The organism is Bacillus sp. LQ16 (assembly GCF_057784645.1).
On the sequence record NZ_CM173491.1, the window covers coordinates 2,379,165 to 2,404,186 of the forward strand.

At 34.3% G+C, this 25,022-nt stretch carries 26 protein-coding genes; 20 read left to right on the forward strand and 6 right to left on the reverse strand.

Annotated elements, in window-relative coordinates:
- Window positions 1–24: 24 nt before the first annotated feature.
- The gene (locus AC3EMB_RS11980; RefSeq protein ID WP_001121647.1) at window positions 25–315 is read right to left on the reverse strand and encodes a DUF4183 domain-containing protein; all 291 of its coding nucleotides are present in this window, start codon (window positions 313–315) and stop codon (window positions 25–27) included.
- 468 nt (window positions 316–783) lie between these two features.
- Between AC3EMB_RS11980 and AC3EMB_RS11985 the strand changes: the two genes are divergently transcribed.
- Window positions 784–2,100, forward strand: coding sequence for an exosporium glycoprotein BclB-related protein (locus AC3EMB_RS11985; RefSeq protein ID WP_488517708.1), 1,317 nt, complete (start codon window positions 784–786; stop codon window positions 2,098–2,100).
- 565 nt (window positions 2,101–2,665) lie between these two features.
- Here the strand turns inward: AC3EMB_RS11985 and AC3EMB_RS11990 are convergent.
- Window positions 2,666–3,298 (reverse strand): cupin domain-containing protein, encoded by a 633-nt coding sequence (locus AC3EMB_RS11990; protein ID WP_000126322.1) that lies wholly within the window; start codon window positions 3,296–3,298, stop codon window positions 2,666–2,668.
- 229 nt (window positions 3,299–3,527) lie between these two features.
- Between AC3EMB_RS11990 and AC3EMB_RS11995 the strand changes: the two genes are divergently transcribed.
- From AC3EMB_RS11995 to AC3EMB_RS12005, 3 genes are all read left to right on the forward strand, one after another.
- Window positions 3,528–3,833 (forward strand): luciferase domain-containing protein, encoded by a 306-nt coding sequence (locus AC3EMB_RS11995; RefSeq protein ID WP_423098987.1) that lies wholly within the window; start codon window positions 3,528–3,530, stop codon window positions 3,831–3,833.
- 93 nt (window positions 3,834–3,926) lie between these two features.
- Window positions 3,927–5,237 carry a phytoene desaturase family protein gene (locus AC3EMB_RS12000; RefSeq protein ID WP_488517709.1) on the forward strand — a complete coding sequence of 437 codons (1,311 nt, stop codon included), beginning with the start codon at window positions 3,927–3,929 and terminating at the stop codon, window positions 5,235–5,237.
- Window positions 5,215–6,084, forward strand: coding sequence for a sigma-70 family RNA polymerase sigma factor (locus tag AC3EMB_RS12005; protein WP_000447147.1), 870 nt, complete (start codon window positions 5,215–5,217; stop codon window positions 6,082–6,084). The genes AC3EMB_RS12000 and AC3EMB_RS12005 overlap by 23 nt, the downstream gene beginning before the upstream one ends.
- A gap of 33 nt (window positions 6,085–6,117) precedes the next feature.
- On the opposite strand, the gene AC3EMB_RS12010 is transcribed toward AC3EMB_RS12005, so the two are convergent.
- Window positions 6,118–6,276: a hypothetical protein gene (locus AC3EMB_RS12010; RefSeq protein WP_001100984.1), complete on the reverse strand. Its 159-nt coding sequence runs from the start codon at window positions 6,274–6,276 to the stop codon at window positions 6,118–6,120.
- Window positions 6,277–6,579: 303 nt separating this feature from the next.
- Here AC3EMB_RS12010 and AC3EMB_RS12015 point away from each other — a divergent pair, with 303 nt between their 5' ends.
- The 3 genes from AC3EMB_RS12015 to AC3EMB_RS12025 all read left to right on the forward strand — a co-directional run bounded on the left by AC3EMB_RS12015 (window position 6,580) and on the right by AC3EMB_RS12025 (window position 9,457).
- Window positions 6,580–7,173: an O-methyltransferase gene (locus AC3EMB_RS12015; RefSeq protein WP_098679868.1), complete on the forward strand. Its 594-nt coding sequence runs from the start codon at window positions 6,580–6,582 to the stop codon at window positions 7,171–7,173.
- 313 nt (window positions 7,174–7,486) lie between these two features.
- The gene (locus AC3EMB_RS12020; RefSeq protein ID WP_000137396.1) at window positions 7,487–8,599 is read left to right on the forward strand and encodes a toxic anion resistance protein; all 1,113 of its coding nucleotides are present in this window, start codon (window positions 7,487–7,489) and stop codon (window positions 8,597–8,599) included.
- Between the two features lie 24 nt (window positions 8,600–8,623).
- Window positions 8,624–9,457, forward strand: a complete 834-nt coding sequence (locus tag AC3EMB_RS12025; protein WP_000008372.1) for a DUF3974 domain-containing protein — start codon at window positions 8,624–8,626, stop codon at window positions 9,455–9,457.
- Window positions 9,458–9,514: 57 nt separating this feature from the next.
- On the opposite strand, the gene AC3EMB_RS12030 is transcribed toward AC3EMB_RS12025, so the two are convergent.
- Entirely contained in the window at window positions 9,515–11,074 is a 1,560-nt protein-coding gene (locus AC3EMB_RS12030) for a glycoside hydrolase family 10-like protein (protein WP_075677015.1), read from the reverse strand.
- Window positions 11,075–11,301: 227 nt separating this feature from the next.
- Between AC3EMB_RS12030 and AC3EMB_RS12035 the strand changes: the two genes are divergently transcribed.
- The 10 genes from AC3EMB_RS12035 (at window position 11,302) to AC3EMB_RS12080 (ending at window position 20,821) form a co-directional block, all read left to right on the forward strand.
- On the forward strand, window positions 11,302–11,607 hold the full coding sequence (locus AC3EMB_RS12035; protein ID WP_000865907.1) for a PTS sugar transporter subunit IIB: 306 nt from the start codon (window positions 11,302–11,304) through the stop codon (window positions 11,605–11,607).
- Between the two features lie 11 nt (window positions 11,608–11,618).
- Window positions 11,619–12,902 (forward strand): PTS sugar transporter subunit IIC, encoded by a 1,284-nt coding sequence (locus AC3EMB_RS12040; RefSeq protein ID WP_001032277.1) that lies wholly within the window; start codon window positions 11,619–11,621, stop codon window positions 12,900–12,902.
- A 78-nt stretch (window positions 12,903–12,980) separates the two neighbouring features.
- Window positions 12,981–13,247 carry a hypothetical protein gene (locus AC3EMB_RS12045; RefSeq protein WP_001021962.1) on the forward strand — a complete coding sequence of 89 codons (267 nt, stop codon included), beginning with the start codon at window positions 12,981–12,983 and terminating at the stop codon, window positions 13,245–13,247.
- A gap of 22 nt (window positions 13,248–13,269) precedes the next feature.
- Window positions 13,270–14,442 (forward strand): anhydro-N-acetylmuramic acid kinase AnmK, encoded by a 1,173-nt coding sequence (gene anmK / locus AC3EMB_RS12050; RefSeq protein ID WP_423098995.1) that lies wholly within the window; start codon window positions 13,270–13,272, stop codon window positions 14,440–14,442.
- Entirely contained in the window at window positions 14,439–15,332 is an 894-nt protein-coding gene (locus tag AC3EMB_RS12055; RefSeq protein WP_098679860.1) for a BadF/BadG/BcrA/BcrD ATPase family protein, read from the forward strand. Before anmK ends, AC3EMB_RS12055 begins: the two co-directional genes overlap by 4 nt.
- A 138-nt stretch (window positions 15,333–15,470) precedes the next feature.
- On the forward strand, window positions 15,471–16,019 hold the full coding sequence (gene plsY / locus AC3EMB_RS12060) for a glycerol-3-phosphate 1-O-acyltransferase PlsY (RefSeq protein WP_071729933.1): 549 nt from the start codon (window positions 15,471–15,473) through the stop codon (window positions 16,017–16,019).
- Between the two features lie 70 nt (window positions 16,020–16,089).
- Window positions 16,090–17,673 (forward strand): aminotransferase class V-fold PLP-dependent enzyme, encoded by a 1,584-nt coding sequence (locus AC3EMB_RS12065; protein ID WP_226605546.1) that lies wholly within the window; start codon window positions 16,090–16,092, stop codon window positions 17,671–17,673.
- A gap of 74 nt (window positions 17,674–17,747) precedes the next feature.
- A complete protein-coding gene (gene tdcB / locus AC3EMB_RS12070) occupies window positions 17,748–18,749 on the forward strand; it encodes a bifunctional threonine ammonia-lyase/L-serine ammonia-lyase TdcB (protein WP_488517710.1) in 1,002 nt (333 codons plus the stop codon).
- A 223-nt stretch (window positions 18,750–18,972) separates the two neighbouring features.
- On the forward strand, window positions 18,973–19,443 hold the full coding sequence (locus AC3EMB_RS12075; protein WP_001030904.1) for a MarR family transcriptional regulator: 471 nt from the start codon (window positions 18,973–18,975) through the stop codon (window positions 19,441–19,443).
- 142 nt (window positions 19,444–19,585) lie between these two features.
- Complete coding sequence (locus AC3EMB_RS12080; protein WP_423099000.1) at window positions 19,586–20,821, forward strand: MFS transporter; 1,236 nt, start codon at window positions 19,586–19,588, stop codon at window positions 20,819–20,821.
- Between the two features lie 152 nt (window positions 20,822–20,973).
- Here AC3EMB_RS12080 and AC3EMB_RS12085 read toward each other — a convergent pair whose 3' ends face one another.
- On the reverse strand, window positions 20,974–21,303 hold the full coding sequence (locus AC3EMB_RS12085; protein WP_078401247.1) for a YkvA family protein: 330 nt from the start codon (window positions 21,301–21,303) through the stop codon (window positions 20,974–20,976).
- A 247-nt stretch (window positions 21,304–21,550) separates the two neighbouring features.
- Here AC3EMB_RS12085 and AC3EMB_RS12090 point away from each other — a divergent pair, with 247 nt between their 5' ends.
- A complete protein-coding gene (locus AC3EMB_RS12090) occupies window positions 21,551–22,237 on the forward strand; it encodes an MBL fold metallo-hydrolase (RefSeq protein ID WP_197241731.1) in 687 nt (228 codons plus the stop codon).
- Between the two features lie 44 nt (window positions 22,238–22,281).
- On the opposite strand, the gene AC3EMB_RS12095 is transcribed toward AC3EMB_RS12090, so the two are convergent.
- On the reverse strand, window positions 22,282–23,043 hold the full coding sequence (locus AC3EMB_RS12095; protein WP_423099544.1) for a hypothetical protein: 762 nt from the start codon (window positions 23,041–23,043) through the stop codon (window positions 22,282–22,284).
- Between the two features lie 56 nt (window positions 23,044–23,099).
- Between AC3EMB_RS12095 and AC3EMB_RS12100 the strand changes: the two genes are divergently transcribed.
- Window positions 23,100–23,369 (forward strand): hypothetical protein, encoded by a 270-nt coding sequence (locus tag AC3EMB_RS12100; RefSeq protein ID WP_197241730.1) that lies wholly within the window; start codon window positions 23,100–23,102, stop codon window positions 23,367–23,369.
- A 73-nt stretch (window positions 23,370–23,442) separates the two neighbouring features.
- Window positions 23,443–24,819 (forward strand): DEAD/DEAH box helicase, encoded by a 1,377-nt coding sequence (locus AC3EMB_RS12105; protein ID WP_090976572.1) that lies wholly within the window; start codon window positions 23,443–23,445, stop codon window positions 24,817–24,819.
- Window positions 24,820–25,022: the final 203 nt, after the last annotated feature.

Sequence of the window (25,022 nt, forward strand, 5' to 3'; positions counted from 1 at the left end):
TGTTCTGAATTACATTCGGTAACATTAAGTGACGATAAATTCAATTGTAATTGGAATTCCGCCGTCTAATGCATCCCCACCAGGAATTGTAATAGCACCAGTAGGACCAGTAGTAACACTGGAGTTCACGCTTGGTTGAAGAATACCGTTCACATATAAGTTGTAATACGTGAAAGTCGGAAAAGCGGTTGCAGTAGTACCCGCATCGTTTAAACAAGCTGTGGCAGCAATTGCAAAAGCCGCACCTGTACCTGTGCCGGCTCCTAGTGTAGATGTAAATCTTCTAGATGCCATAAATGGTTGAATGATAGGCAATTAATTTTCACTCCTTACAATATTTTATTAGAACGAAGTATAAAATAACTTGTCCACTATATTGTATGAGAGTTTTTTATAATAGAAACGGCTTCCCCTTTAAAAGGGGAGCCCAATTTTAGTAAAGAAGTGTTCTTTATGTATATGAAAAAATGATGTTGTTACTTGCGGAATATATGTAAATCGTAAATTCGGTTTTTGTATTCAAATTAAAATGTGTCTTTGAACCTAAGAGATAAACGTGGAAAAATAAAATAAACTCTTAAGTTTAGGTATTTAATCTAAGCAGTCAATTATTAAAAACATATAATTAATATGTGAGTCATGAACATAATTAAATAGCGTTTGCAAGTTTAATTATATTTCATGTTTCCTATTTTAAGTCAATATATAACACATACTCTTTTACAACTTTATGATTTTTATAATAGGAAAAACTCAAATATAAAACAAGTAAGGAGGACATAAATGACAAGTAATAATTGTTTCGGTCATAACCACTGCAATAATCCGATTGTTTTCACTCCAGAGTGTTGTAACAATCCACAAACAGTTCCGATTACTAGTGAGCAATTAGGTAGATTAATTACTTTACTAAACTCTTTAATTTCGGCTATTGCAGCGTTTTTTGCAAATCCAAGTGATGCAAACAGATTAGCTTTACTCAATTTGTTTACTCAACTATTGAACTTACTAAATGAATTAGCACCTTCTCCAGAAGGGAATTTCTTAAAACAATTAATTCAAAGTATTATTAATTTACTACAATCTCCTAACCCAAATCTAAGTCAATTACTTTCTTTATTACAACAATTCTACAGTGCTCTTGCACCATTCTTCTTCTCTTTAATTATTGACCCTGCAAGTTTACAACTTTTATTAAACTTATTAACTCAATTAATTGGTGCTACTCCAGGAGGCGGCCCAACAGGTCCAACAGGTCCAACAGGTCCAGGAGGCGGAGCAACAGGAGCAACAGGAGCAACAGGAGCAACAGGAGCAACAGGAGCAACAGGAGCAACAGGAGCAACGGGAGCAACAGGAGCAACAGGAGCAGGAGTAACAGGAGCAACAGGAGCAACAGGATTAACAGGTCCAACGGGAGCAACAGGCCCAACAGGATCAACAGGAGCAACAGGTCCATCAGGAGTAACAGGAGCAACAGGCCTAACAGGAGCAACAGGAGCAACAGGAGCAACAGGTCCAACAGGTCCAACAGGAGCAACAGGTCCAACGGGGGCAACAGGTTTAACTGGTGCAACAGGTTTAACAGGAGCAACAGGTGCAACTGGTGGCGGAGCTATTATTCCATTTGCTTCAGGTACAACACCATCTGCGTTAGTTAACGCGTTAGTAGCTAATACAGGAACTCTTCTTGGATTTGGATTTAGTCAGCCTGGTGTAGCATTAACAGGTGGAACTAGTATCACATTAGCATTAGGTGTAGGTGATTATGCATTTGTAGCACCACGCGCAGGGGTTATTACGTCATTAGCTGGTTTCTTTAGTGCAACAGCTGCTTTAGCTCCATTATCACCTGTTCAAGTGCAAATACAAATATTAACTGCACCTGCAGCAAGTAATACGTTTACAGTACAAGGCGCACCTCTTTTATTAACACCAGCATTTGCCGCAATAGCGATTGGTTCTACAGCATCAGGAATCATTGCTGAAGCTATTCCAGTAGCGGCTGGAGATAAAATACTACTGTATGTTTCATTAACAGCAGCAAGTCCAATAGCTGCAGTTGCTGGATTTGTAAGTGCAGGTATTAATATCGTTTAATTTGTTACAATATTTAGTAGGAAATTAAACAGGGGTTTGTATATAGTCCTTCCTAATAAATTTAGGAAGGACTATATTTTTTTGGAAAATAAGTAATAAATCAATTGAACAATTACTCTTTGTTAAGTTCGTATAAAAAAGTATAATTTACCCTTTCTCATTTAAGGAATAAGTTATGTAACTTTAAAAATTTTCGATCAGAAAAAAAGATGAATTCTTTAAAAAAAGAATTCATCCATAAAATAAACTATTTATTTTTATTGCAGTTACATCCTTTTTTCTTTACATAGCCTTGCTCGGCTAAGTCTCTTTGCGATTGGGAATTGGAAGATTGAGAATTGGAAGATTGAGAGGATGCTGAAGAGCTACTATTTTTATTATAAGAGTAGTTTTTTCGATAGTTATAATTACTCATAGTACTATCACCTCCAATTTAATATATAAATATTATATGTATGTACACTATCAATTGTTACTATTATTAATAGGAAGAGAATATACAATAAAAAAATCTCCTCGGTATTTTCCTAGGAGATAAATGATGATTCTTTTAAAAATTTACAAATTAATAGCCCCAGTAAAGAGGAAAGTAATAAGAATCTTGGGGATACGGATTATGTTGTTGAGGGAGGGGCTGGGTTGGGTAATTTTTCATTCCACGGTTTTGATTGCAGTTTGCCGGAGGGCCAATAACAGTAGTTGATTGAATAGGAGAAACCGCTTGTTTCCATTGTTGTTCATTGAGGCAGTAAGTATGGGCCATCATATGAGCCGGAGTTAATCTTAAAATATCAGAACCGAAAATAACTTCTGGCGCTGGGGCATTGAAAATAGCTAATAAATGAGTATTATCAGCTGTAGCAATTTCATAATGCCACCACGCTTGTGGAATGTTGGCAACTTGCCCCGGTTTTATCGGTAAGTTTAATATTTGATTCGTAAATGGATTAAGTAAAGAAACAACAGCAGACCCTGAAATACAATAAACAAGTTCAGCTGCATTTTGATGAATATGTGGTTCTACAACATTTCCTGTACTTAAATAAATATCTAATAAAGAAGTATTTTCTAAAGTGTTTAATTGTTTAATACCAAGTACATTTATATAATTTTGGGCATCTTTCCGAAAAAAATTACTTTTATTTACATCATAAGTAAAATTGGTTGAGGGGGAGGTATAGTCGATGTTGGCAGTCAATTGTATTACCCGCCTTTCTATAGGTAAGTTAGGTTACAAAATTAGGATATGTGTCTAGTCTTTGTTTTGTGCTGTTGTCGGTAGCTTAATAAATTCACTTATTCCATAAAGAATAAAGTATAAAGATTAAACTATATTCGTATTCCCATTCATACTTTGGATTGATGGAAAAAAGTAATGAAAATGTTAATTTAAAAGTACATCAATCATTTATAAGGAGTGAATGTTCATGTCATTTAGTGAAATGATTAGAAATGAAGTACTCAGCTGGGCGGGTGTTTCTGAAAAACCGCATCGATTTGGTGGTATTGAAATAAATTATGATAAGAAAGAACTTGGCCATCTTCATGGTGATAAATTAGCTGATTTACCATTTCCGAAGTTAAAGCGAGATGAATTAGTGAAGCAAGGATTGGTAAAACCACATCACGTATTACCTGAATCAGGATGGATCAGTTATTATATAAAGAGTGAAGAGGATATTCCATTTGCAATTGAGTTATTTCGTATGCAATATGACCGAATTAAAAAGTAATGAAATAAAGTAGGGTAATAAAAATTTATTTTCATGTCACATCCCTCCTTAATCGTTCGTCTTGTATGTAGAACGATAAGGAGGGATTTTATTATGAATACATTTGATGTAGCAATTGTTGGCGGTGGGCTTGCTGGATTAACAGCATCTATATATTTAGCGAAAGCTGGAAAGAAAGTGATTGTATTAGAAAAATCCAGTCAACTCGGTGGCCGAGGGATGACTATAAATAAAAATGGAATCTGCATGAATCTTGGTGCACATGCTTTATATAGAGGCGGGGCAGCGTTTATAACTTTTAATGAGCTCGGTTTGAATCTTCCAGGTGGAATACCATCTACAAAAGCACATGGAATATGGAAAGGGGATATATTCACCATCCCAACAGATTTTCGCTCAATTTTATCAACACCACTACTTTCGTGGTCTGCAAAAGTACAATTCTCACGTCTTATGATTCGTTTAGGAAATTTAGATATAGGAGAAGTTCCGAAAATGAGTCTAACTACATGGGCAGAAAATGAAATAAAAGATCCAATGGTTCGCAATATATTTTATGCGTTATGTCGGACAACAACATATACGTTTGCTCCTACAATACAATTAGCATCATCTGTACTAAAGCAAATACAGCTTTCTATAAAAGAAGGAGTGCTTTATGTAGATGGTGGTTGGGAGACGATAATAACAAAATTAAGAGATTTAGCGAATGATGTCGGAGTGAAATTTTTGGCTAAAAAGCATGTTTTGGAAATAGAGCATTACGAAGATAAACAAAGAATACATTGTGTTGATGATGAGTTTTTTGAAGTAGGTACAGTCATCGTGACGACTCCGCCAAAAGAGGCTTGTAAAATAATAAAAGGTGCAGAAGGAACAAGTTTGCATAGATGGAATGAACAATCGGTACCGGTTACTGTTGCTGCATTAGATATTGGCTTGAGACAATTACCCAATCCTACACATCAATTTGTATTAGGATTAGATCGACCTATATTTTTCACAAATCAATCGAGAGCAGCTAAATTAAGTGAAGATGGATCAATTGCAGTGAGTCTAATTAAGTACCATAATCCTGTGCTAGAGATGAATCACATTCATGAAGATAAAGAACAGTTGGAAAGTACGATGGAGTTGTTACATCCAAATTGGAAAAGAGAAGTTGTTGCACAGCAATATTTACCGAAAATAACAGTAGTACATGATTTTCCTCATATTGACCGTGTTGAAAATCCGGGTCCTAATATACCTGAAATGCCAGGTGTTTATGTTGCAGGAGATTGGGCAGGGCATGATGAAATATTAGCTGATGCTGCGGTAGCAAGTGGGAAACGAGCAGCGTTACACATTTTAAAGCAATATGAAAGTGAGGCAGTTCATCATGGAAACGGAGCAGTTATATGAAGCGTATCAACCATTATTATTTTCGTTAGCATACAGAATCCTTGGGAGTGTTATGGATGCTGAGGATATCGTTCAGGATGTATTTATCTCGCTAAATAATATAGAAGATCCTCAATCTATAGAAAATATGAAAGCATATTTATGTAAGATGGCGACAAATCGTTCAATTGATAAATTACGATCGGCAGCGCATAAACGTAACGTGTATGTAGGGATGTGGTTACCAGAGCCACTTGTAGACGAGAGTGATGAGCCATCAAAGTCATTTATAATGAAAGAATCCCTTTCCACCGCATATTTATTACTTTTACAACAACTATCTGAGGTAGAAAGGATTGTTTTCATATTAAGAGAGGTTTTCAGTTATGAATACGAAGAAATAGCTTCAATTGTTGATAAGAGTAGTGTGAACTGTAGAAAAATCTTTCAACGTGCACGAAAAAGCATGTTGGAGAAACCGAAGCAATCAAAATTAAGCACGGAGAAAATGGCTTCTTATGTTGAAAAGTTTGTAGCATCATTACAGTGTGGGGATACGGAAGGTATGTTGGAAGTATTAAAAACAGATGCTATATTCAAAGCTGATGGTGGCGGTAAAGTTACAACTGCGATCAATCCGATTTATTCTGCAGATCGAATTATTCGCTTGTTCTTTGGGATTGCACAACGATTGACAGAAGAGTACACTGTTGATTTTAAAATGGTAAATGGTATACCAGGAGTTATAGTTACAATAAATAATAAAGTAACGTATGTTCTTTCGTTTGCATTTGAGGATGAGAAGATTTCAAATATTTATATGATGGTTAATCCTGAAAAACTTATGCATTTAAATGTAAAAATATAAAAAAGCGCATTTCTTTAGAAATGCGTTTTTTTATTATTTTTCTAACATTTCAAGAGGTACATCTTTTTCGCCAGCTACCTCAAATTTAATTTCCCCGTCTTCTTCATAAATACGTGTAATAATCGGTATAGTAATCATTAATTTTTTATGCTGCTTTCGTTTTCGAGCAGCATCTAAGCTAATCACGTTCATTTGTAAGCATCCTTTCTTCTGGAAATATATAAACAAAGAAAATGCGTCCGAAAAGGGCGCTTAATTGAATTTGAAATACCGATTCATTTAAATGGGGTTTATATAATTTAATAACTGCAATTTTAATATGAAATAATATGAATGGAATAATTGCACGTAGAAATTAACTTTACCAAAAAACGAAACAATATGCTATAAAAAATTATAAATCTTTGTCATATAACGGGAAAAAGGATTTCGTTTCGCATATAATAAAAGTAGACGGGCAGCAAGAGCTTTTTCATCATATTGCTTGGAAAGGCGATGAAAAGAATGGATACGTTAGATTCATTATTACTTCAACTTGAACAATATGGAGAAGAGCATGATCGGAATAAAAAAATACGGGAAGAAAAATTACGGAATGTTTCTCGTGAGATGGGGCAATTTTTATCAATTTTAGTAAAAGGGTGTAATGCAAAAAATATCTTAGAAATTGGAACTTCTAATGGTTATTCTACATTGTGGTTGGCTAATGCGGTAGAAGAAACAAATGGAAATGTAACAACTGTAGAGCTTTCTTCAGAACGAGTTGGAGAGGCACTTGTCAATTTTGAAAAGGCAAACCTTTTACAAAGGATTGATGTTCACAATCAAGAAGCAGGGGCATTTTTAGATTCACAACTAGATGATTCATTTGATTTTATTTTCCTAGATTCAGAGCGTACGCAATACATGTGGTGGCTTGAACATATAAAACGCATTTTACAACCACAAGGTCTTCTTGTTGTCGATAATGCTACTTCTCATGCGAGTGAATTAGTTGAGTTTATAAAAATGATTGAAGAAGATGAAATGTTTGAAACAGTATTATTGGCATTTCAAAAGGGTGCATTTGTAGCGCGTAAGAAGAAATAGGATTGAGTGTAATATAATTATCACATTGAAAAAGGGTGTATGTCAAAAGGTTGCGTGCAGTAGTATGGGAAGGACGTAATTTATATACGTAACATACGAAGAATCCGCCTTCAGCATGTCGGCCTCTAGGTCTTAAGTCTGAGGAAAATTATGTTGTTTACAGGTATACTTATAGTAAGAAACAGGGAATGACTGCATAAGCAGGTATTTCTTGAAAATTGATTTCATATAGGCTGTTTGCAAATGAAATACAATATATTAGATGAAATATAGTGCATATAAATTCGCACATATATATAAAGGAGCGATTTTGTTGACTGAACTCGAGAAAAAAGAACCTGTATCCATTGTGAAAGATAATAATGTAGAAGTAGTAGTTGATACAGTTATAAAAGATGCAGAATTAGAGGAACTAAATAAAGAAGCTGATCTTTATGTACAAAAGTTAAATAGCGAGCAAAATACAGATTTATCAAAAGTATTGTCTCAGCTAGGAGATTTAGGGGATAAAGAGCAACAAGCAGCAGGACAAACGTTATCAGCTTTAAAACGTCCTGTCACAGCGATGATGAATGGAAAGAATGAAGAAATTCCAAATACATTGTTAGAATTACGCAAAGTAGTATCAGAGCTTGATCCGAATTCATTAAAAGCAAGTGGTATGAAGAAAATTATGTTTAAAGTATTTAAGAAAAATCCACTTGAAACATACGTGCATAAATATCAATCTATAGATAAGCAAATTGAGGAAATTATTAGATCCCTTCTAATTGGTCGTGATAACTTACAAGAGGATACAGTTGGTCTTGAAATGTTAAAAGAACAATCGCACGATAAAATTCATGCTCTTGATAAACAAGTATACTTAGGGAAAAAGCTTGCTGGCATGCTTGAAGCTGAGAAACAAAACCCAGAGCGTCAAAGGGATATTCCATTAATTAACGATGCATTAGAAAAGATACTTGTACGTACACGTAATATGCAGCAAGCGAAAAGTGTATTATTACAATCTATAGCTTCTGTAGACATCATTAAGAAAAATAATGAAAAATTAACAGAGGCGATACGTAATGCGATTACGATGACACAAAACGTTGTAACAGTTTCAGCTGCTATTCAGCTTGCATTAACGAATCAACGGAAAACAATTGATGCCGTAAATGCGACGAATGAAGCAATTGAATCGATGGTATTAAGTAATTCTCAAGCGTTAAAACAAAATACAGAAGAAACGACGAAATTGCTTGAAAACCCTGCTATTAGCATGGATAAATTACGTGAATCATTCCAAAATGTGTTCGCTGCAATTGAAGCATCTGAAAAATCGTCAGAACGTATTATTGAGTCAAGCAAGAAGTTCGTTATTGAACTAGACACATTTAATGATGAGATGAAGCAGAAACTCATTCAGCGTCCAAGGAAATAACGGATTATTAGAGGAGGTGAACAAATGAGTTTCATTCAAACAGTACTATTACTACTCGGTACATTGCTTTTAATAGCATTTACTGTCGTTGTTTTAGTCGTATACTTCGGGCGGAAACTGTATTTTTCATGGACGAAGCCATATAAAAGAGCGCAAGATTCTTTAGATAAGATATCAAACAAATCAATACCGTTTCTACAAGAATTTACACAACATCCACTGTTTTATCGCTGGATTCGCACCGAAGGAAAGAAAGAACAAAATACATTAAATACTCTATTTTGTGCATCAGGTCAACGGACGAGAGAGCAAGTCTTCTCGATGTTACCGAAAGAAAAGCAGAAAAAAGTGCATGTAATGGCAAAAACTACGAAAAAGCTTACGAATGAAGATATTGATGTGGCTGCGATGAAAGTGAAAGATTTCTTAAGACAAGAAACGCAGCAAACTGTAAAACCGACAGACTTATCATTTTACAAATTGTATTTTTATGACCGTTATCCAGACGCATTAAATACAATTCAAGCGTATAAACGCTCAATAAATCCTTCATTACAAAGAACGGTTGATGATATTACAATTTCGGTATTAAATGCACTTCCGTACTATCAAGAGCAACGCATGTTTGAACAACAACATAAACTTGAAACATTCTTAATGAAAGATTTAACGGCCATGTTATCGTTGGTAGTACAATTACCACCTTCACAAAGACCAGAGAAGGAAGAAGAACTGAAGATCTACTTGGAAAATTTCAAAAAAGAAATGGAAGTAGTAGAGCGAGATATTCGCGACTCGATTGATCACGATTTAAATGTGAAGATGAGGGCAGCGACTGAGAAGTTTAAGAATAAATAACAAAAAGCGCCTTAAAAGCTAAGTATCACAGCTTTAAGGCGCTTTTTTTATGAGATTTTATTTTGCTCTAACGGTAGTATGACTAGAAGCCACACTTTCATTATGCAATCGATCAACTGCAGTTACGACATACGTATACGTTTCTCCAGAAATAGCGGTTTTATCTACATAAATTTCTCCAAGTTTTGTTTTTCTTACAGTAGTAAGTAAATTTTTTGGGTTTTGTATATCCACTTCATTTTTCCCATTCACGCGGTAAATAGCGTAATAAGCAGAATCATTATCTCTATTGTCAATGATACCGATTGCAATACCTTCATCTCTTGGAATGGCGCCTTTTAAAGTCGGTTGTTTTGGTGGATCATGATCAAGCCAAGGCATAGGCGGGATTAATGCAGGATGTTTATATATGTTTTTTGAAAGTCTATCTTTAACTCCGAGTGGATTGTTATTAATATCTTTTAAGCTAAAATGCATACTACCTTTTATATCAGGATATAGCCGGTTTAATGCAATTTGTTTTGGATATTCTTCTGGATCAGACCAAGCAGGGACGGAGTTATTATTAATTTTATAGGCCGCTTGACCGATGTATAGGTGAAGCGGTTTGTTATTTGTTTCTTTAACCCACCAATCTACTAATATGTCATATGCAGCTGGGGTGAAACCTATATTCCAATATATTTGCGGTGTAATGTAGTCAATATATCCTTTTTGTATCCACTCACGTGTGTCAGCATAAAGGTCATCATAGTTTCTTTGGCCTGCGGTTGTGTTAGAGCCAGTGGGATCGTCAGCTATATTTCGCCATACGCCGAACGGACTAATGCCAAACTTTACATATGATTTTTCTTGTTTTATAGCAGTATTTAAATCTTTTACAAGTTCATTTACATTATTACGTCGCCAATCTTCTATATTTGTAAATCTACCATTATTATATGTTTCGTATGTTTTCTGATCTGGAAATTCTTCACCGGCTACTTTATATGGGTAAAAATAATCATCCATATGCAGCGCATCAATATCGTAATTTTGTACGATTTCTAAAGCGCCTTCTGTTATAAATTTTTTCACTTCCGGAATACCGGGATTGTAATATAACTTTCCGCCATAAGTGACAACCCAATCGGGATGTTGCCTTGCAGGGTGATTATTTGATAATCGATTTATATCGGTGTGATTCATCGTTATTCGGTATGGGTTAATCCAAGCGTGGAATTCTATATTTCTTTTATGAGTTTCTTCAATCATAAATGCGAGCGGGTCATAACCAGGATCTTTTCCTTGTGTTCCTGTAATGTATTCAGACCAAGGACCGTAATTTGAAGGATAGAAAGCATCAGCGGTTGGTTTAATTTGTACAACAACTGCATTCATACCAGTGCTTTTTACATTGTCTAATAATCTTATAAATTCTTGTTTCTGTTTTTCAATGGGTAAGCCAGTTTTTGAGGGCCAATCAATATTCAGAACAGATGCAATCCATACAGCACGTAATTCATGTTTTTTGTACGTAGTATTTACTTCAGCATAAGTAAAGTGAGGGGGAATGAAAGAGAAAGGGATGAACAAGATGACGATACAACATATCATTAATAAACGTTTAACGATCATTTATACGCCTCCCTATCATATGATTATTTAAAATAATATATGAGGCGAGGTTGACTTTGCAATAGAGAAAATTGCATATTGAAACATTAATTTAATAGGAAAAATATTTTTAATGAAATTTACTTTCATTATAACTAAATTCATTTACTACTTCATATGCTTGTTAGTAAAGTGAAACTTCCTTTCATTTGAAGGGTAATAAATTATAAGTATAGGAGGATTAATAAATGAAAGTTTTGTTCGTCTGTTCTGGAGGAATGTCCAGTGCAATTGTTGTAAACGCTTTAAAAAAAGAAGCGGAGAAAAATGGTGTGAACATGGAAGTGCATGCAATTGGAACGAATGAGGTAGAGGAAGAAGTAAAGAATGGCTGGGATGTCGTAATGGTGGCACCTCAAATAAGACACCGATTTGACTCTGTAAAAAAATTTGCAGAGGAGGAATCTATTCCGTGTGGCATCATACCGCCGCAAGCATACACACCGCTTGGTGGCCCGACTTTATTAAAAACTGTAAATGAATTAATAAGTTAGGGGGAAACGTTATGAATAAGTTTGTCACGTTTCTTGATAAAAACTTATCTGGACCGATGGCAAGGCTTTCTGAGCAGAGACATTTACAAGCAATCCGTGATGGAGTTATTTCGGCGTTACCATTTATTATAGTAGGAAGCTTCTTTTTAATAGTAGCATTTCCACCACTGCCGAAAGATAGTTTCATATCAGTTTGGGCATTAAAGAATCAAACAAGTATATTGATACCATATCGTTTAACCATGTTTATTATGTCTTTATATATCGCATTTGGAATAGGATATAATTTAGCGAAAAGTTATAAATTAGATGCTTTATCAGGAGCACAGCTCGCAGTATGTTCACTACTTTTAACATTAACGCCTGAGTTAATTGATAAAAAAGGATTCATGCTTCCGATGACAAATCTCGGAGGTCATGGATTATTTGTGACGATGATTGTTTCTATTTTATCCGTAGAGATTTTAAGATTTTGTAAGAAGAAAAATGTAATGATTAAAATGCCAGAACAAGTACCGCCATCTGTATCGCGTTCATTTGAAGCACTTATACCTGCAGCATTCGTTATTATTATAATGAGTCTAGTAACTGTCGTTTTTAGCATTGATTTACACCATGTTGTTGATAAATTAGCAGCACCATTAGTAAAAGCTGGGGATAGTTACTTCGGTGTAATGATTCCAGTGTTTTTAATTACGTTTTTTTGGTCATTCGGAATCCATGGTGTGTCGGTTGTTGGAACTGTTGCTAGGCCATTATGGGAAGTATACCTAGGGAAAAATGGTGAAGCAGTTGCTAGTGGAGCAGATCAGTTGCCATTTATTTCACCAGAGCCGTTATATCAATGGTTTATATGGATTGGCGGTTCTGGTGCGACGTTAGGGCTTGTATTAGCTATGATTATATTTGGTCGATCGAAATATTCGAAAGCATTATCAAGAACTTGTATTGTTCCAGGTATTTTTAATATCAATGAACCAGTCATATTCGGATTACCGATTGTACTAAATCCAATTTTAATTATCCCATTTATCATTACACCACTGGTAACAGCAACTGTTGCATATTCAGCAACTGCGATGGGATTTGTAACACCAACGCATATTATGCCGCCATGGACACTACCTGCTCCAATTGGTGCATATTTAGCAACAGGTGGAGATTGGCGTGCGATTGTATTAGTTTTTATAAATATAGCAATATCGTTCCTTATTTATTTACCATTCTTTAAAATGTACGACAAAAATATGCTTGAAATTGAAAAAAATGGTGACGGGGAATCTGTTAATCCTTAATCTGCACGCTGTTATTTTGAGTGATAGACTTTTTGTCTATCACTTCTTTCACATTAAAACTAGAAAGGGGGAAATAGAATGAATATAAAATTTAGTTATAAAGGCGTATTTTTATTATTATTTGGAGTGATTTGTGCAAATTTACTTTTTGTCCCTTTATTAGGCATGCTAAATCTATCACAAATGCATAGTATCTGGCTTGTTACAAGTATTGCGGCAAGCGTTTTGCTTACGGTAGTTGTTTCTTTCATTGATGGATCGTTTGCATCAAAAGCTCAGTTGTTTTTTAGATTTATATTGTTTTCGATTTGTTGTACGTTCGTTACTTACATGATTGTTTTTTAGTAAATAGGAGGTCATGCACGTTATGTATATTACAGGGGTAATGTCTGGTACTTCATTAGATGGAATAGATGTAGCGCTCGTTCATATAGAAGGAAGTGGTGTAGATTCTAAAATCCAACTCATCCATTTTACTACTGTTCCATTTTGTAATGATATGAAAAATGAGATCCAACAAGCGTTATCAATTGAAACTTCGAATGTCCAACTTATATGTAGTTTAAATTTTAAACTTGGTTTATGCTTCGCCAATGCTGTAAAGGAAGTTTGTAAAGAGGCCAATTTTCCTTTGAGACAATTAGATTTAATAGGCTCTCACGGACAAACGATTTATCATCAGCCAAAGCAAGAAGGGAATATTATTTCTTCAACATTGCAAATTGGGGAACCAGCAGTAATAGCATATGAAACGAACACGACGGTTATCTCGAATTTCCGAACGATGGACATGGCGGCAGGGGGACAAGGTGCACCACTTGTACCATATTCAGAGATTATTTTATATCGGCATCAAACTAAAAATAGACTACTACAAAATATTGGTGGGATTGGTAATGTTACAGTGGTTCCAAGTAAACGAAGTAAAGAGAGTGTTATTGCTTTTGATACTGGACCAGGCAACATGGTAACCGATGAAGTATGTCAAAGATTATTTCATGTACCATATGATCAAAATGGTTGGATTGCAAAGCAGGGGGTAGTTGTAGATGAAATTTTAACATACTGTATGAACCATCCATTTTTGAACATGAAACCACCAAAATCAACAGGTAGAGAACAGTTTGGAGAAGCGTTTGTGACTGAATTATTGAATCGATTTAAAAAGCATAGTAAAGAAAATATATTGGCAACTGTCACGATGTTTACAGCATGTTCAATTGTTCATCATTATAAGGCGTTTATTTTGCCGTATTATGAAATTGATGAGGTGATTTTAGGTGGTGGTGGAAGTTATAATAATACACTTGTTGAAATGTTACGGAATGGATTAAGAGAAGAGAAATGTAGCATATGTATACAAGAAGATATTGGTCATTCTTCAGCAGCGAAAGAAGCAATTGCATTTGCTATTTTAGCAAACGAAACGTATCATCGTAATCCGAGTAATGTGCCGAGCGCAACAGGTGCTAAGAATTCCATAATTTTAGGGAATATAACATTCCCTCCATACGCAGATGAAAATGAGGCGAACATATGAAGTATATGATTGGAGTAGATGGCGGGGGAACGAAGACCGAGGCAATTGCATTTGATAAAGACGGAAATGAACTTGTAAGAGCTACCAGTGGTTTTGGAAACATATTAATAGATTTTGAAGAAGCTCTTGTGCATATTATGGAAGCAATTAATCAATGCCAGAAGAGTTTAATAAATGGGCATTGTATTTGTGTTTGTTTAGGATTAGCTGGTATAAGCGGAGCGAATACAAATGAATTAACATTACGTTTAAAAAAGAAATACGGAACAAAAATTGAAATTTTTAATGATGCAATGATCGCACATGCAGCTGCTTTAAAAGGTAAGGATGGAATATTAACTATAGGTGGTACAGGTGCAATTTGTATAGGAAAAAAAGGAGAAGTATATCAGTATAGCGGTGGATGGGGACATATTTTAGGAGATGAGGGGAGCGGATATTGGATTGCATTACAAGCTTTAAAGAAAATGGCAATTCAGTTCGATCAAGGAATCAGTCTTTGTCCATTGAGTTTGAATATTCAAAGGCAGTTTCAACTTTTGACACCGTCTCATATAAAAAGCTTAATATATACTTCTTCTAAAGATAAAATTGCAGCAATCGCCCCATTAGTTATTCAGGAAGCGAGAGATGGCAATGATGATGCGCATGAAATTATGATGCAAGCTGGAAAGGAATTAGCAAGAATTACGGTAGATGTTTATAACAAGATGCAATTTAAGCGCTCAACTCCAATTGCAGTAAGTGGCAGTATATTGCGTTTAGTTCCTGAAATATTTGCTGTATTTAAGAAATGCTGTGAAGAAAGTATGAAAGAAATTACATTCGTATCACAAGCAGAAATGGCAGTGAAAGGAACATATTATTTAATGAGGGATATATATTTTTAAAAATAGCGCATGAGAATTTTTGTATGATTTGTAAAAATATGATGTTAAAATGTATAAAGGGATGTATGTTAAAAACGTACAATATACGTAGTAATTGAATATTGTATATGTATTCCTATTTAGAAAGTGAATGATTACATGATTAATAGTATGCAGTTTTTATATTTGGTGGCTTCTTATTTAATTGGAAACATATTGACCGCTTATATAGTAACAAAATTGAGACATAACGTTGATATTAGGGATGAAGGAAGCGGAAATCCTGGCGCAAGAAATATGGGGCGCGTATATGGAAAAGGGTATTTCATCGCTACATTTTTTGGGGATGCGATTAAAGGGGCAATCGTTGCTACTGTTGCAAAATATCTGTTTGAAGACCCTACATTCGTAATGTTAACATTATTGGCCGTTATTATTGGACATATTTACCCAGTTTTATTTAAAGGTAAGGGCGGTAAAGGTATTTCAACATTTATTGGAGGATTAATTGCATTTGATTATTTGATAGCGCTTACCCTCATAGGCATTTTTATTGTATTTTATTTAATATTCAAAGGATTTACGAAGCCAGGACTAATTACGATTGCTTGTTTACCAATTTGTATGATTCTTTATTCTTATTCTGTTGTTACGACTATTTTAAGTGGAATGATTATTGTACTTATTCTATATGTAAATCGAGAATAAAATAAATGTTTAATAAGTGGGGATAATCTCCACTTATCATTTTTTATTAAATAGATAAAGGAGATAAGGCATGGGGTTAATTTATAAAGTTGCTGATCAAGATTGGGAATTTGAAAGTATACATAAATTAAATTATAAAACTTTTGTAGAAGAGATTCCGCAACATGAAGAAACGAAAGACCGGTTTCGTATAGATCGGTTTCATGAAGAAAATACATATTTAATTTGTTTAGATGAGGATAGATTAGTAGGTATGGTCGCGGTGCGGGGAAAACGACCATTCTCGTTAGATTATAAAATTTCAAATTTAGATGTTTATTTGCAAGAGCATGGAGAAAAAGTGTATGAAATTCGTTTACTTTCAGTAGAACGTGAATATAGGAATGGAAGAGCGTTGTTAGGATTAATCCGTTTTCTACATCGTTATTTGCTTCTAAATGGATATGAATTAGCACTCATTTCTGCAACAACACGTGAACTAGCTTTATATGAGCAAATGGGATTCAAAGTTTTCCATACGTTAGTTGGTACAGAAGAAGCGGCCTTCCAGCCAATGTATGTTACCCCTGCTATGTTTGAAGAATCGAGCGTTGGGGGGATTATGACGAAAGAATATACGTTTTTACCTGGTCCAGTAGATATTGAAGAGAACGTTCGAAAGGCATTTTCTACGCGGCCTATTTCGCATCGCTCTAAGTCATTTCAAGTGATGATGGACAATGTGAAAAAACGGTTACTTTACATGACAAAAGCAAAACATGTACAGCTTATGTTAGGAACAGGGACGTTAGCAAATGATGCGATCGCTTTACAGTTACGTTCTTTAAAAGGGAAAGGACTAGTATTAACAAATGGGGAATTTGGTAATAGATTAGTTGGACATGCAAAACGAGCACAGTTACATTTTGATACTTATAAAAAGGAAATGGGAGATCCATTTATTTATACCGAATTAGAAGAAATCATGACAACTGGAAATTATGAATGGCTTTGGTTTGTTCATCATGAAACATCTACTGGAATGTTAAACGATTTAAACGAGCTAAACACTCTTTGTAACGAGAATCAAATAAAACTATGTGTAGATTGCATAAGCTCAATTGGAGCAATACCATTAGACTTAAAGGATGTGTATTTTGCAAGTGGTGTTAGCGGTAAAGCGATTAAATCATATACAGGAATTTCTTTCGTTTTTCATAACCACATTGTAAAAATAAACGAGGCTGTGCCGGCCTATATGGACATTGGTATGTATGAAGAAAATGAAAGCATTCCATACTCACAATCATGGAATTTAATTTATGCATTGCAAGAAGCGTTGAAGAGATTTGAAGATGAAAAGGTATTTGTAAAAATTAAAGAGACATACGAGTATATTGAAGAAGTTATTACTGATATGGGGTTAAAGCTTGTTTCACCTAAAGAACATGCCGCGAAAATTATATTTACAATTCAATTAAGCGAAGGTCAGTCTTCTAAAACGGTAGGTGATGCGTTAGCTTTACAAGGATATATTGTCCATTATGAATCAGCGTATTTACAAAAGAATAACTGGATCCAAATTGCATGCCTGAATCATTATAAAGAACGTGATATGAAGAGGATGTTAAATTGTTTGCAAATGTGTTTATTTCAGAGTGGGGTACATATATAAAGACTTTTTCTTTTCGTATAAAGGAGCTACGACTTACGAAAACTTAGGAATAGAACATTGGAAGAGGTGTAAGTATGATAACTAGAAAACTACCATTACATATAGACGATATTAAAAAAGCTCACAAGATTCTAGATAGAAATGCTCGTAAAACGCCATTAGTAAAATCTTTTTACTTGACTAGTAAAACGGGCGGAGAAATTCATTTGAAATTAGAAAATATGCAATTAACGGGTTCTTTTAAATTTCGTGGCGCATTTAATAAAATGTCGCGGCTCACGGATCAAGAAAAAGAAAAAGGTGTAATTGCATGTTCAGCAGGTAATCATGCACAAGGAGTTGCATTATCTGCTCATTTACTCGGTATTAAGAGTAAAATTGTTATGCCAATTTCTGCACCGCAGGCGAAAGTTGAAGCAACTAGAGGATATGGATCTGAAGTGATTTTACATGGTGAAACCTTTGATGATGCAAAGGCAAAATGTGAAGAAATTATAAGGGAAACAGGTGAGACATACTTACATCCATATGATGATGTAGAGGTAATGGCTGGTCAAGGTACAATTGGATTAGATATTCTTGATGATATGTGGGATGTAGATACTGTTATTGTACCAATAGGTGGAGGCGGAATTATTTCTGGTATTTCTGTAGCATTAAAATCTTTTAATCCATCGATTAATATAATTGGTGTCCAAGCAGATAATGTTCATGGAATGAAGGCATCTTACGATAAAGGAGCAATCGTAAAACATTATGAGGCACCTACTATTGCAGATGGTTGCGCAGTTAAAATACCAGGGGAATTAACATTTGAAATTGTAAAAGAATTAGTAGATGATATTGTAACTGTATCAGAAAAAGAACTGGAAGTAGCGATGAAAGATTTATTACAACGTGGGAAAGCTGTTGTAGAAGGTGCAGGTGCATTAGCAACTGCTGCACTTCTTGCAGGAAAAGTTGATAGTTATATAAAAGGGAAAAAAGTAGTAGCTGTTATATCCGGTGGGAACGTGGACTTACAGCGCATATCAAGTGTATGTGAGCACTTTTTTGTCGCTAATGAAGTGAAATAGTTTTATAAAAGAAGAGCTAAGAGAAATGATCTTAGCTCTTACTTTTTGTCTACCGTTTACTGTAAGTAGCAATAAATTTGCTGTTTAATGAATTGTTTTATTTAAGCGCCAATTTTTACACATATCTTGAATGTTACAATAATTATTTCAATATTGTCGAAACATAAGCAGAAATTTAATATAATAGTTTTAATATGCTAATGAGCGGTGAGGAGGGCAGGTCATGAATAAAGAAGAACAGGTCATGAACGGTTTCAGGGAATTATATAATAAGCTGGTTTGGCTTAATAAAGATAAGATGGAAGAAGGTCTTAAAGGTTTTAAGTCTTCTGAAGTCCACTGCATTGAATATATTGAAAACAATGCAGATTCTAACGTGACACAACTCGCAGAGGCTTTTTATGTGACTCGCGGTGCTATAAGTAGAATGACTAAGAAGCTCATACAAAAAGGCCTTGTTGAAAGCTACCAAAAGTCAGAAAATAAGAAAGAAATTTATTTTAGGCTTACCGAACAAGGGAAAGAAATTTATAAAATCCATGAAAATTTGCATAAAGAGTTTCAAGAGCGGGATAAAGCTGTATTTGAGCAAGTAACTGAAGAAGAATTCAACAGTATAATTAGCTTTGTGGAAAAGTATAGTAGACATTTGGATGCAGAAATAAAGAAACAAGGTATACATATTAAATCGTAATACATTTTAATAATGAAAAGGCAGCCTTACTCTAATGAGAATAGGCTGCTTTTTTATTATGTTATTTTTGTTGACTAATCAACAAAACGGGGTTATCATTTTGTTGACGCAGCAACAAAAATGTTTTAAGGAGAGAAGTTAAATGTCTATATTTAGATCACAAAATGAAAGGGAAACTGAAAAAAACATAGATAAACATGCTTTACTATTCGGACTTATTTCTGTATTTCTTTGTGGTATAGGTTTCAGTATCATCATGCCTGTAGTTCCATTCTTAGTACAGCCATATATAAGTAATCCAGAAGAACAAACATTAGTTGTTACACTACTAACTTCCGTATATGCGGCTTGCGTGTTTTTAGCTGCCCCAGTACTCGGAGCTTTAAGCGATAAATATGGGCGTCGTCCATTACTTTTAATATGCTTATTTGGTTCTGCAATTGGGTACTTAGTTTTTGGTATAGGAGGAGCTTTATGGGTACTATTTGCTGGACGCATAATAGAAGGAATAACAGGCGGGAGCATAAGTACTATCTTCGCATATTTTGCAGACATTATTCCAAAAGAGCAGAGAACGAAATACTTTGGATGGGTGAGTGCAGTTGTAGGTGCGGGAACTATCATTGGCCCAACCATTGGGGGGATACTTGCCAAGTTTGGTGATACTGTACCTATGTATTTTGGTGCAATCATAACGTTAATAAATGTTGTATATGGAATCAAATATATGCCTGAGAGCCTTGAAAAAAATAATAGGTTGAAAGAGATTACTTTTGTAAGGTTAAATCCTTTTGCACAGCTAGCAAACATACTTTCCATGAAAAATTTAAAGTGGTTACTTGTCTCAGCGTTTTTACTTTGGATACCTAACGGATCTTTACAAGCAATTTTCACGCAATTTACAATGGATACTTTCAGTTGGAAACCTGCATTAATCGGACTTATGTTTTCAATTTTGGGCTTTCAAGACATTGTTTCACAAAGTTTTATCATGCCAAAGCTTTTGATCAAGCTTAGTGATAAACAAATAGCAATTCTTGGGATGGTTTCGGAGATTATAGGATACAGTTCTATTGCGGCATCAGCTTTGTTTTCACTCTATCCACTACTTATCGTTGGGATGCTGATGTATGGTTTTGGGGATTCAATTTTCGGACCTTCATTCAACGGGATGCTTTCAAAGTCTGTTAGTTCTAGTGAACAAGGAAGGATTCAAGGTGGAAGCCAATCTATTCAAGCTTTAGCAAGAATGATTGGTCCTATTATTGGAGGGCAAATCTATGTATCGCTTGGTCATGCTGCACCTGCTTTTATGGGTGTGATCCTTATAGTCGCGGCAATAGCAGTTTTGTATAAGGGGACACATGCAACTGTATAACAGATAGAAATAAGAACAAATAAAAGGGTGCCAGAACTTAGGAATAAGTGCTGACACCCTATTTGTTTACGGTTTGAGGACTAAGAGAAATTCTTTTACTGTTTAGGAATTTATTCTGCAATGCTCTCATGGTAAATGACTAGATAGTTTAATTATGCTTGTGCTGAAGTAAATAATGACTCCATCTTTACTTTGCTCTTCTCTCGAATTTCAGCATCTGCATGGCGCATCACATATTTATGCGCTACAGCGATTGCTAAAACATCATCTAATAAGCCGATCCCAATAATAGCAGCTATATCTGGAATGAAATCAATTGCTAATACGTAATAAGATAAAGTGGCTAATATTATGAATTTCGCTTTAGTAGGTAATTCTTTCTTTTTCATTGTGTAGAATAAAATAATACTTTCATATACGCTGGATTTACCGAGGTTTACAGAGCTTTTTTTGAACTTTTTCCAAAGGGTCTGTTTCTCCATATAAACACTCCTTTTACAAAAACATAGATTTTTTAAAAGGATGGACAAAGAAGAGAGAGATTAATCAATTTTATTGTTTTTCTTAATTATATATTTCCATAAAAATAGGGGAATACCTGTTCAAAATAATATAATGTGGATTATGTAACGATTCACAGTGTTCCGCTACATAGTATATATATTGTAAGATGTATGTGAATGATTTAGTTATTATTATGCATTTTATAAGCGGTATGGGGGAAGAAAAATGAAAATAATAGAACTACCAATTGAATTCGAATTTAACGGGCAAAAACAATGTATTTATCCAAGTTTAATTATATTACATAATGAATTAACGTTAGTCGATACAGGATATCCAAGTTTTTTACCTTTAATTGAAAATGCAATATTAAAACATGGATATGAGATGAAAAACTTAAAGAATATAATTATTACCCATTATGATGATGATCATATAGGGGCTGTATATGATTTTAAAGTGAAATATCCAAATATTAATGTTATTGCTAGTGAAATTGAATCTAACTATATTAGTGGTGATATAAAATCAGAGAGGTTAGTTCAAGCTGAAGAAATGTTAGAACGTATGCCAAATGAAGAAAAAGAATTTGGCAAATGGTTTATACAACAGTTAAAAAATATAAAACATATTTCCGTCGATGAAAAAGTACATGATGGTCAAATGATTTTGAATAATGAATGTCAAGTAGTGGCAACGCCAGGACATACCTCGGGGCATATTTCATTATATTTTCCGAATTTAGACTGTGTAATTACAGGAGATGCAGCGGTTCAAGAGAATCGAGAATTAGTTATAGCTAATCCGAATTTTTGTTTAGATATAGAAAGGGCGGAACAGTCTTTAAATAGGATTAAAAGTTTTAAAGCAGCACAGTATTATTGCTATCATGGAGGAAAGCTTACTGTATAAAATAATAAAAAACCAATCTTTTTGATATAGAAAAGATTGGTTTTTTAATTCATAGATTCTGCAATTTGAATTAAATCCTTTACGTTATATTTACCTTGTATATAGCGTTTGTTACCAATTGCAATTGTATATTGAAAACCATTCTGCTGAAAGATAAGCTCATATGCTGAATCAAAATGAGGATTATATAATGCTTTTATATTATTTTTTAAGCTGTAGAACTTAGCTCCACTAGGTACATAGAAGCCTAATTTGTTTTGAACTGGTGAAACAGTGATTTTAAAAATCTCATTAATATCTTCATTGTAGTATTGGAGGTTTAAGTAATCGTTATAAATGTACCCTTGAAATTCGTGAATTTCGAACGGGAATTTTGTAGGAGTAAGTATATGTTCCTTACACTTCATTTCATATTCTTTTACGATAGTAGCTTCTTTCATAAGTGGATTCCCATCATAAATTTGATTGATTTGAGATATTTTATTATTTTTTGTTACTATTTCTAAAATGAAACCGACAGTAAATTCATCATTAGTGCCTTTGAAATAAGAAATAAGAATTGTAGTATCTTCTTTTGGAGATGGTACTATTTTAATTTCATGAATAGGTTTTTCCTTTTGGAAAGTAGGTAGTTCAACTCCTGCTGTTACATATGACTGCATTAATTTTTTATCATTTTTGAGTAAAGCTTGTTTAAATTCACTTATCACATTTGTTCGAGATTTTGCCATAATAATTGAGGTCGACTGAAAATATAGTAAGAAAAATATGAAAAATATCTTTATGAATGTAGTGTTCAATTCCATCACCCTTTAACTATGTTTCCGTAAATTTGAAATATATATGTATAGGGGGGGAGAAGATGGGTTCGTTATTTGATGTAATAGCAGATATCATTTTATTTTATCCTCGAAATGACATGAAATTGAAACACCATATTGCAAAATTAAGTGAATTAGAGTGGTTTCGAAATCTACATGAAGATCCGAAGTATACAAGTTTAATTTGGAGTAATAGAAAAATTAAGAAGTTCATTTTGTCTTCTACTAACATGGAAGCATTAATAAAATCTGAGAAAAAGCAAAAAGAATTTGTTCATCTAGTACAGGATGAATATAAAAAAAGAAGATAAGAATTTTTTTATTTTTCATATTTGGCGAAACAAATGGTACAATGAAAGCTAATGTGAAAAATAAGGAAAAGAAGTGGTCTATTTGAAAAACTTTTTAGAATTAGGAATTAGTGAAACTTTTAATCATACATTACGTGAAAATGGAATTACAGAAGCAACACCAATTCAAGAGAAGGCAATTCCTGTTATTCTGTCAGGTAAAGATATTATTGGGCAGGCGAAAACAGGAACGGGTAAAACGTTAGCATTCGTGTTACCGATTTTAGAAAAAATCGATCCAGCGTCTAGTGATGTTCAGGCTTTAATTGTTGCACCAACAAGGGAATTAGCCCTGCAAATTACAACTGAAATTAAAAAAATGCTTGTTCAAAGAGAAGATATTAATGTACTAGCGATATATGGCGGACAAGATGTAGCACAACAATTGAGAAAATTAAAAGGTAATACACATATTGTTGTAGCGACACCAGGACGATTATTAGATCATATACGACGTGAAACAATTGATTTAAGTAATCTTTCAACGATTGTACTAGATGAAGCGGATCAAATGCTTTATTTCGGTTTCTTATATGATATTGAAGATATTTTAGATGAGACACCTGGTAGTAAACAAACGATGTTATTCTCAGCAACGATGCCAAAAGATATTAAAAAATTGGCGAAACGTTATATGGATGAGCCGCAAATGATTCAAGTACAAAGTGAAGAAGTAACGGTAGATACAATTGAACAGCGTGTCATTGAGACAACAGATCGTGCAAAGCCAGATGCACTTCGTTTTGTTATGGATCGTGATCAGCCATTTTTAGCAGTTATTTTCTGTCGTACAAAGGTTAGAGCAAGTAAGCTTTATGATAATTTAAAAGGACTAGGTTATAATTGTGCTGAACTTCATGGTGATATACCTCAAGCGAAACGTGAAAGAGTTATGAAGAGTTTCCGCGAAGCTAAAATTCAGTACTTAATCGCAACGGATGTAGCAGCTCGTGGACTTGATGTAGATGGTGTAACGCACGTATTTAATTTTGATATCCCTGAAGATGTAGAAAGTTACATTCACCGCATTGGCCGAACAGGACGTGCAGGTGGATCAGGTCTTGCAATTACGTTCGTTGCAGCGAAAGATGAAAAACATTTAGAAGAAATTGAAAAAACGCTTGGTGCACCAATACAAAGAGAAATAATCGAACAACCGAAGATAAAACGTGTAGATGAAAATGGAAAACCGGTACCAAAGCCGGCTCCGAAGAAATCAGGTCAAAATCGTCAAAGAGATAGCCGCGAAGGTTCAAGAAGTGAATCAAGACGTGATTCGAGAAATAGCTCGAGAAGTGATTCAAGAAATAGTTCGAGAAATAGTTCTAGAAATGAAAATAACCGATCATTTAATAAGCCAAGTAATAAAAAAGGTAGTACAAAGCAAGGTCAGCAAAGACGTGGTCGTTAAAGTATGAAGTGGTAATTGGGATGAAGAGTTATATCGTTTGTTAATAGAGAAATCGATATATATAATAAAAAATCCTGATACAATTATTAATGCAGAAGGAGTCACAAAATTTGTGGCTCTTTTTGTATTTTAAGATTAGGTTGGTATGCATTTGCACCATAAGAGTAAAGTTTGTAATTTCATTTACCGTATTTAAAGTAATT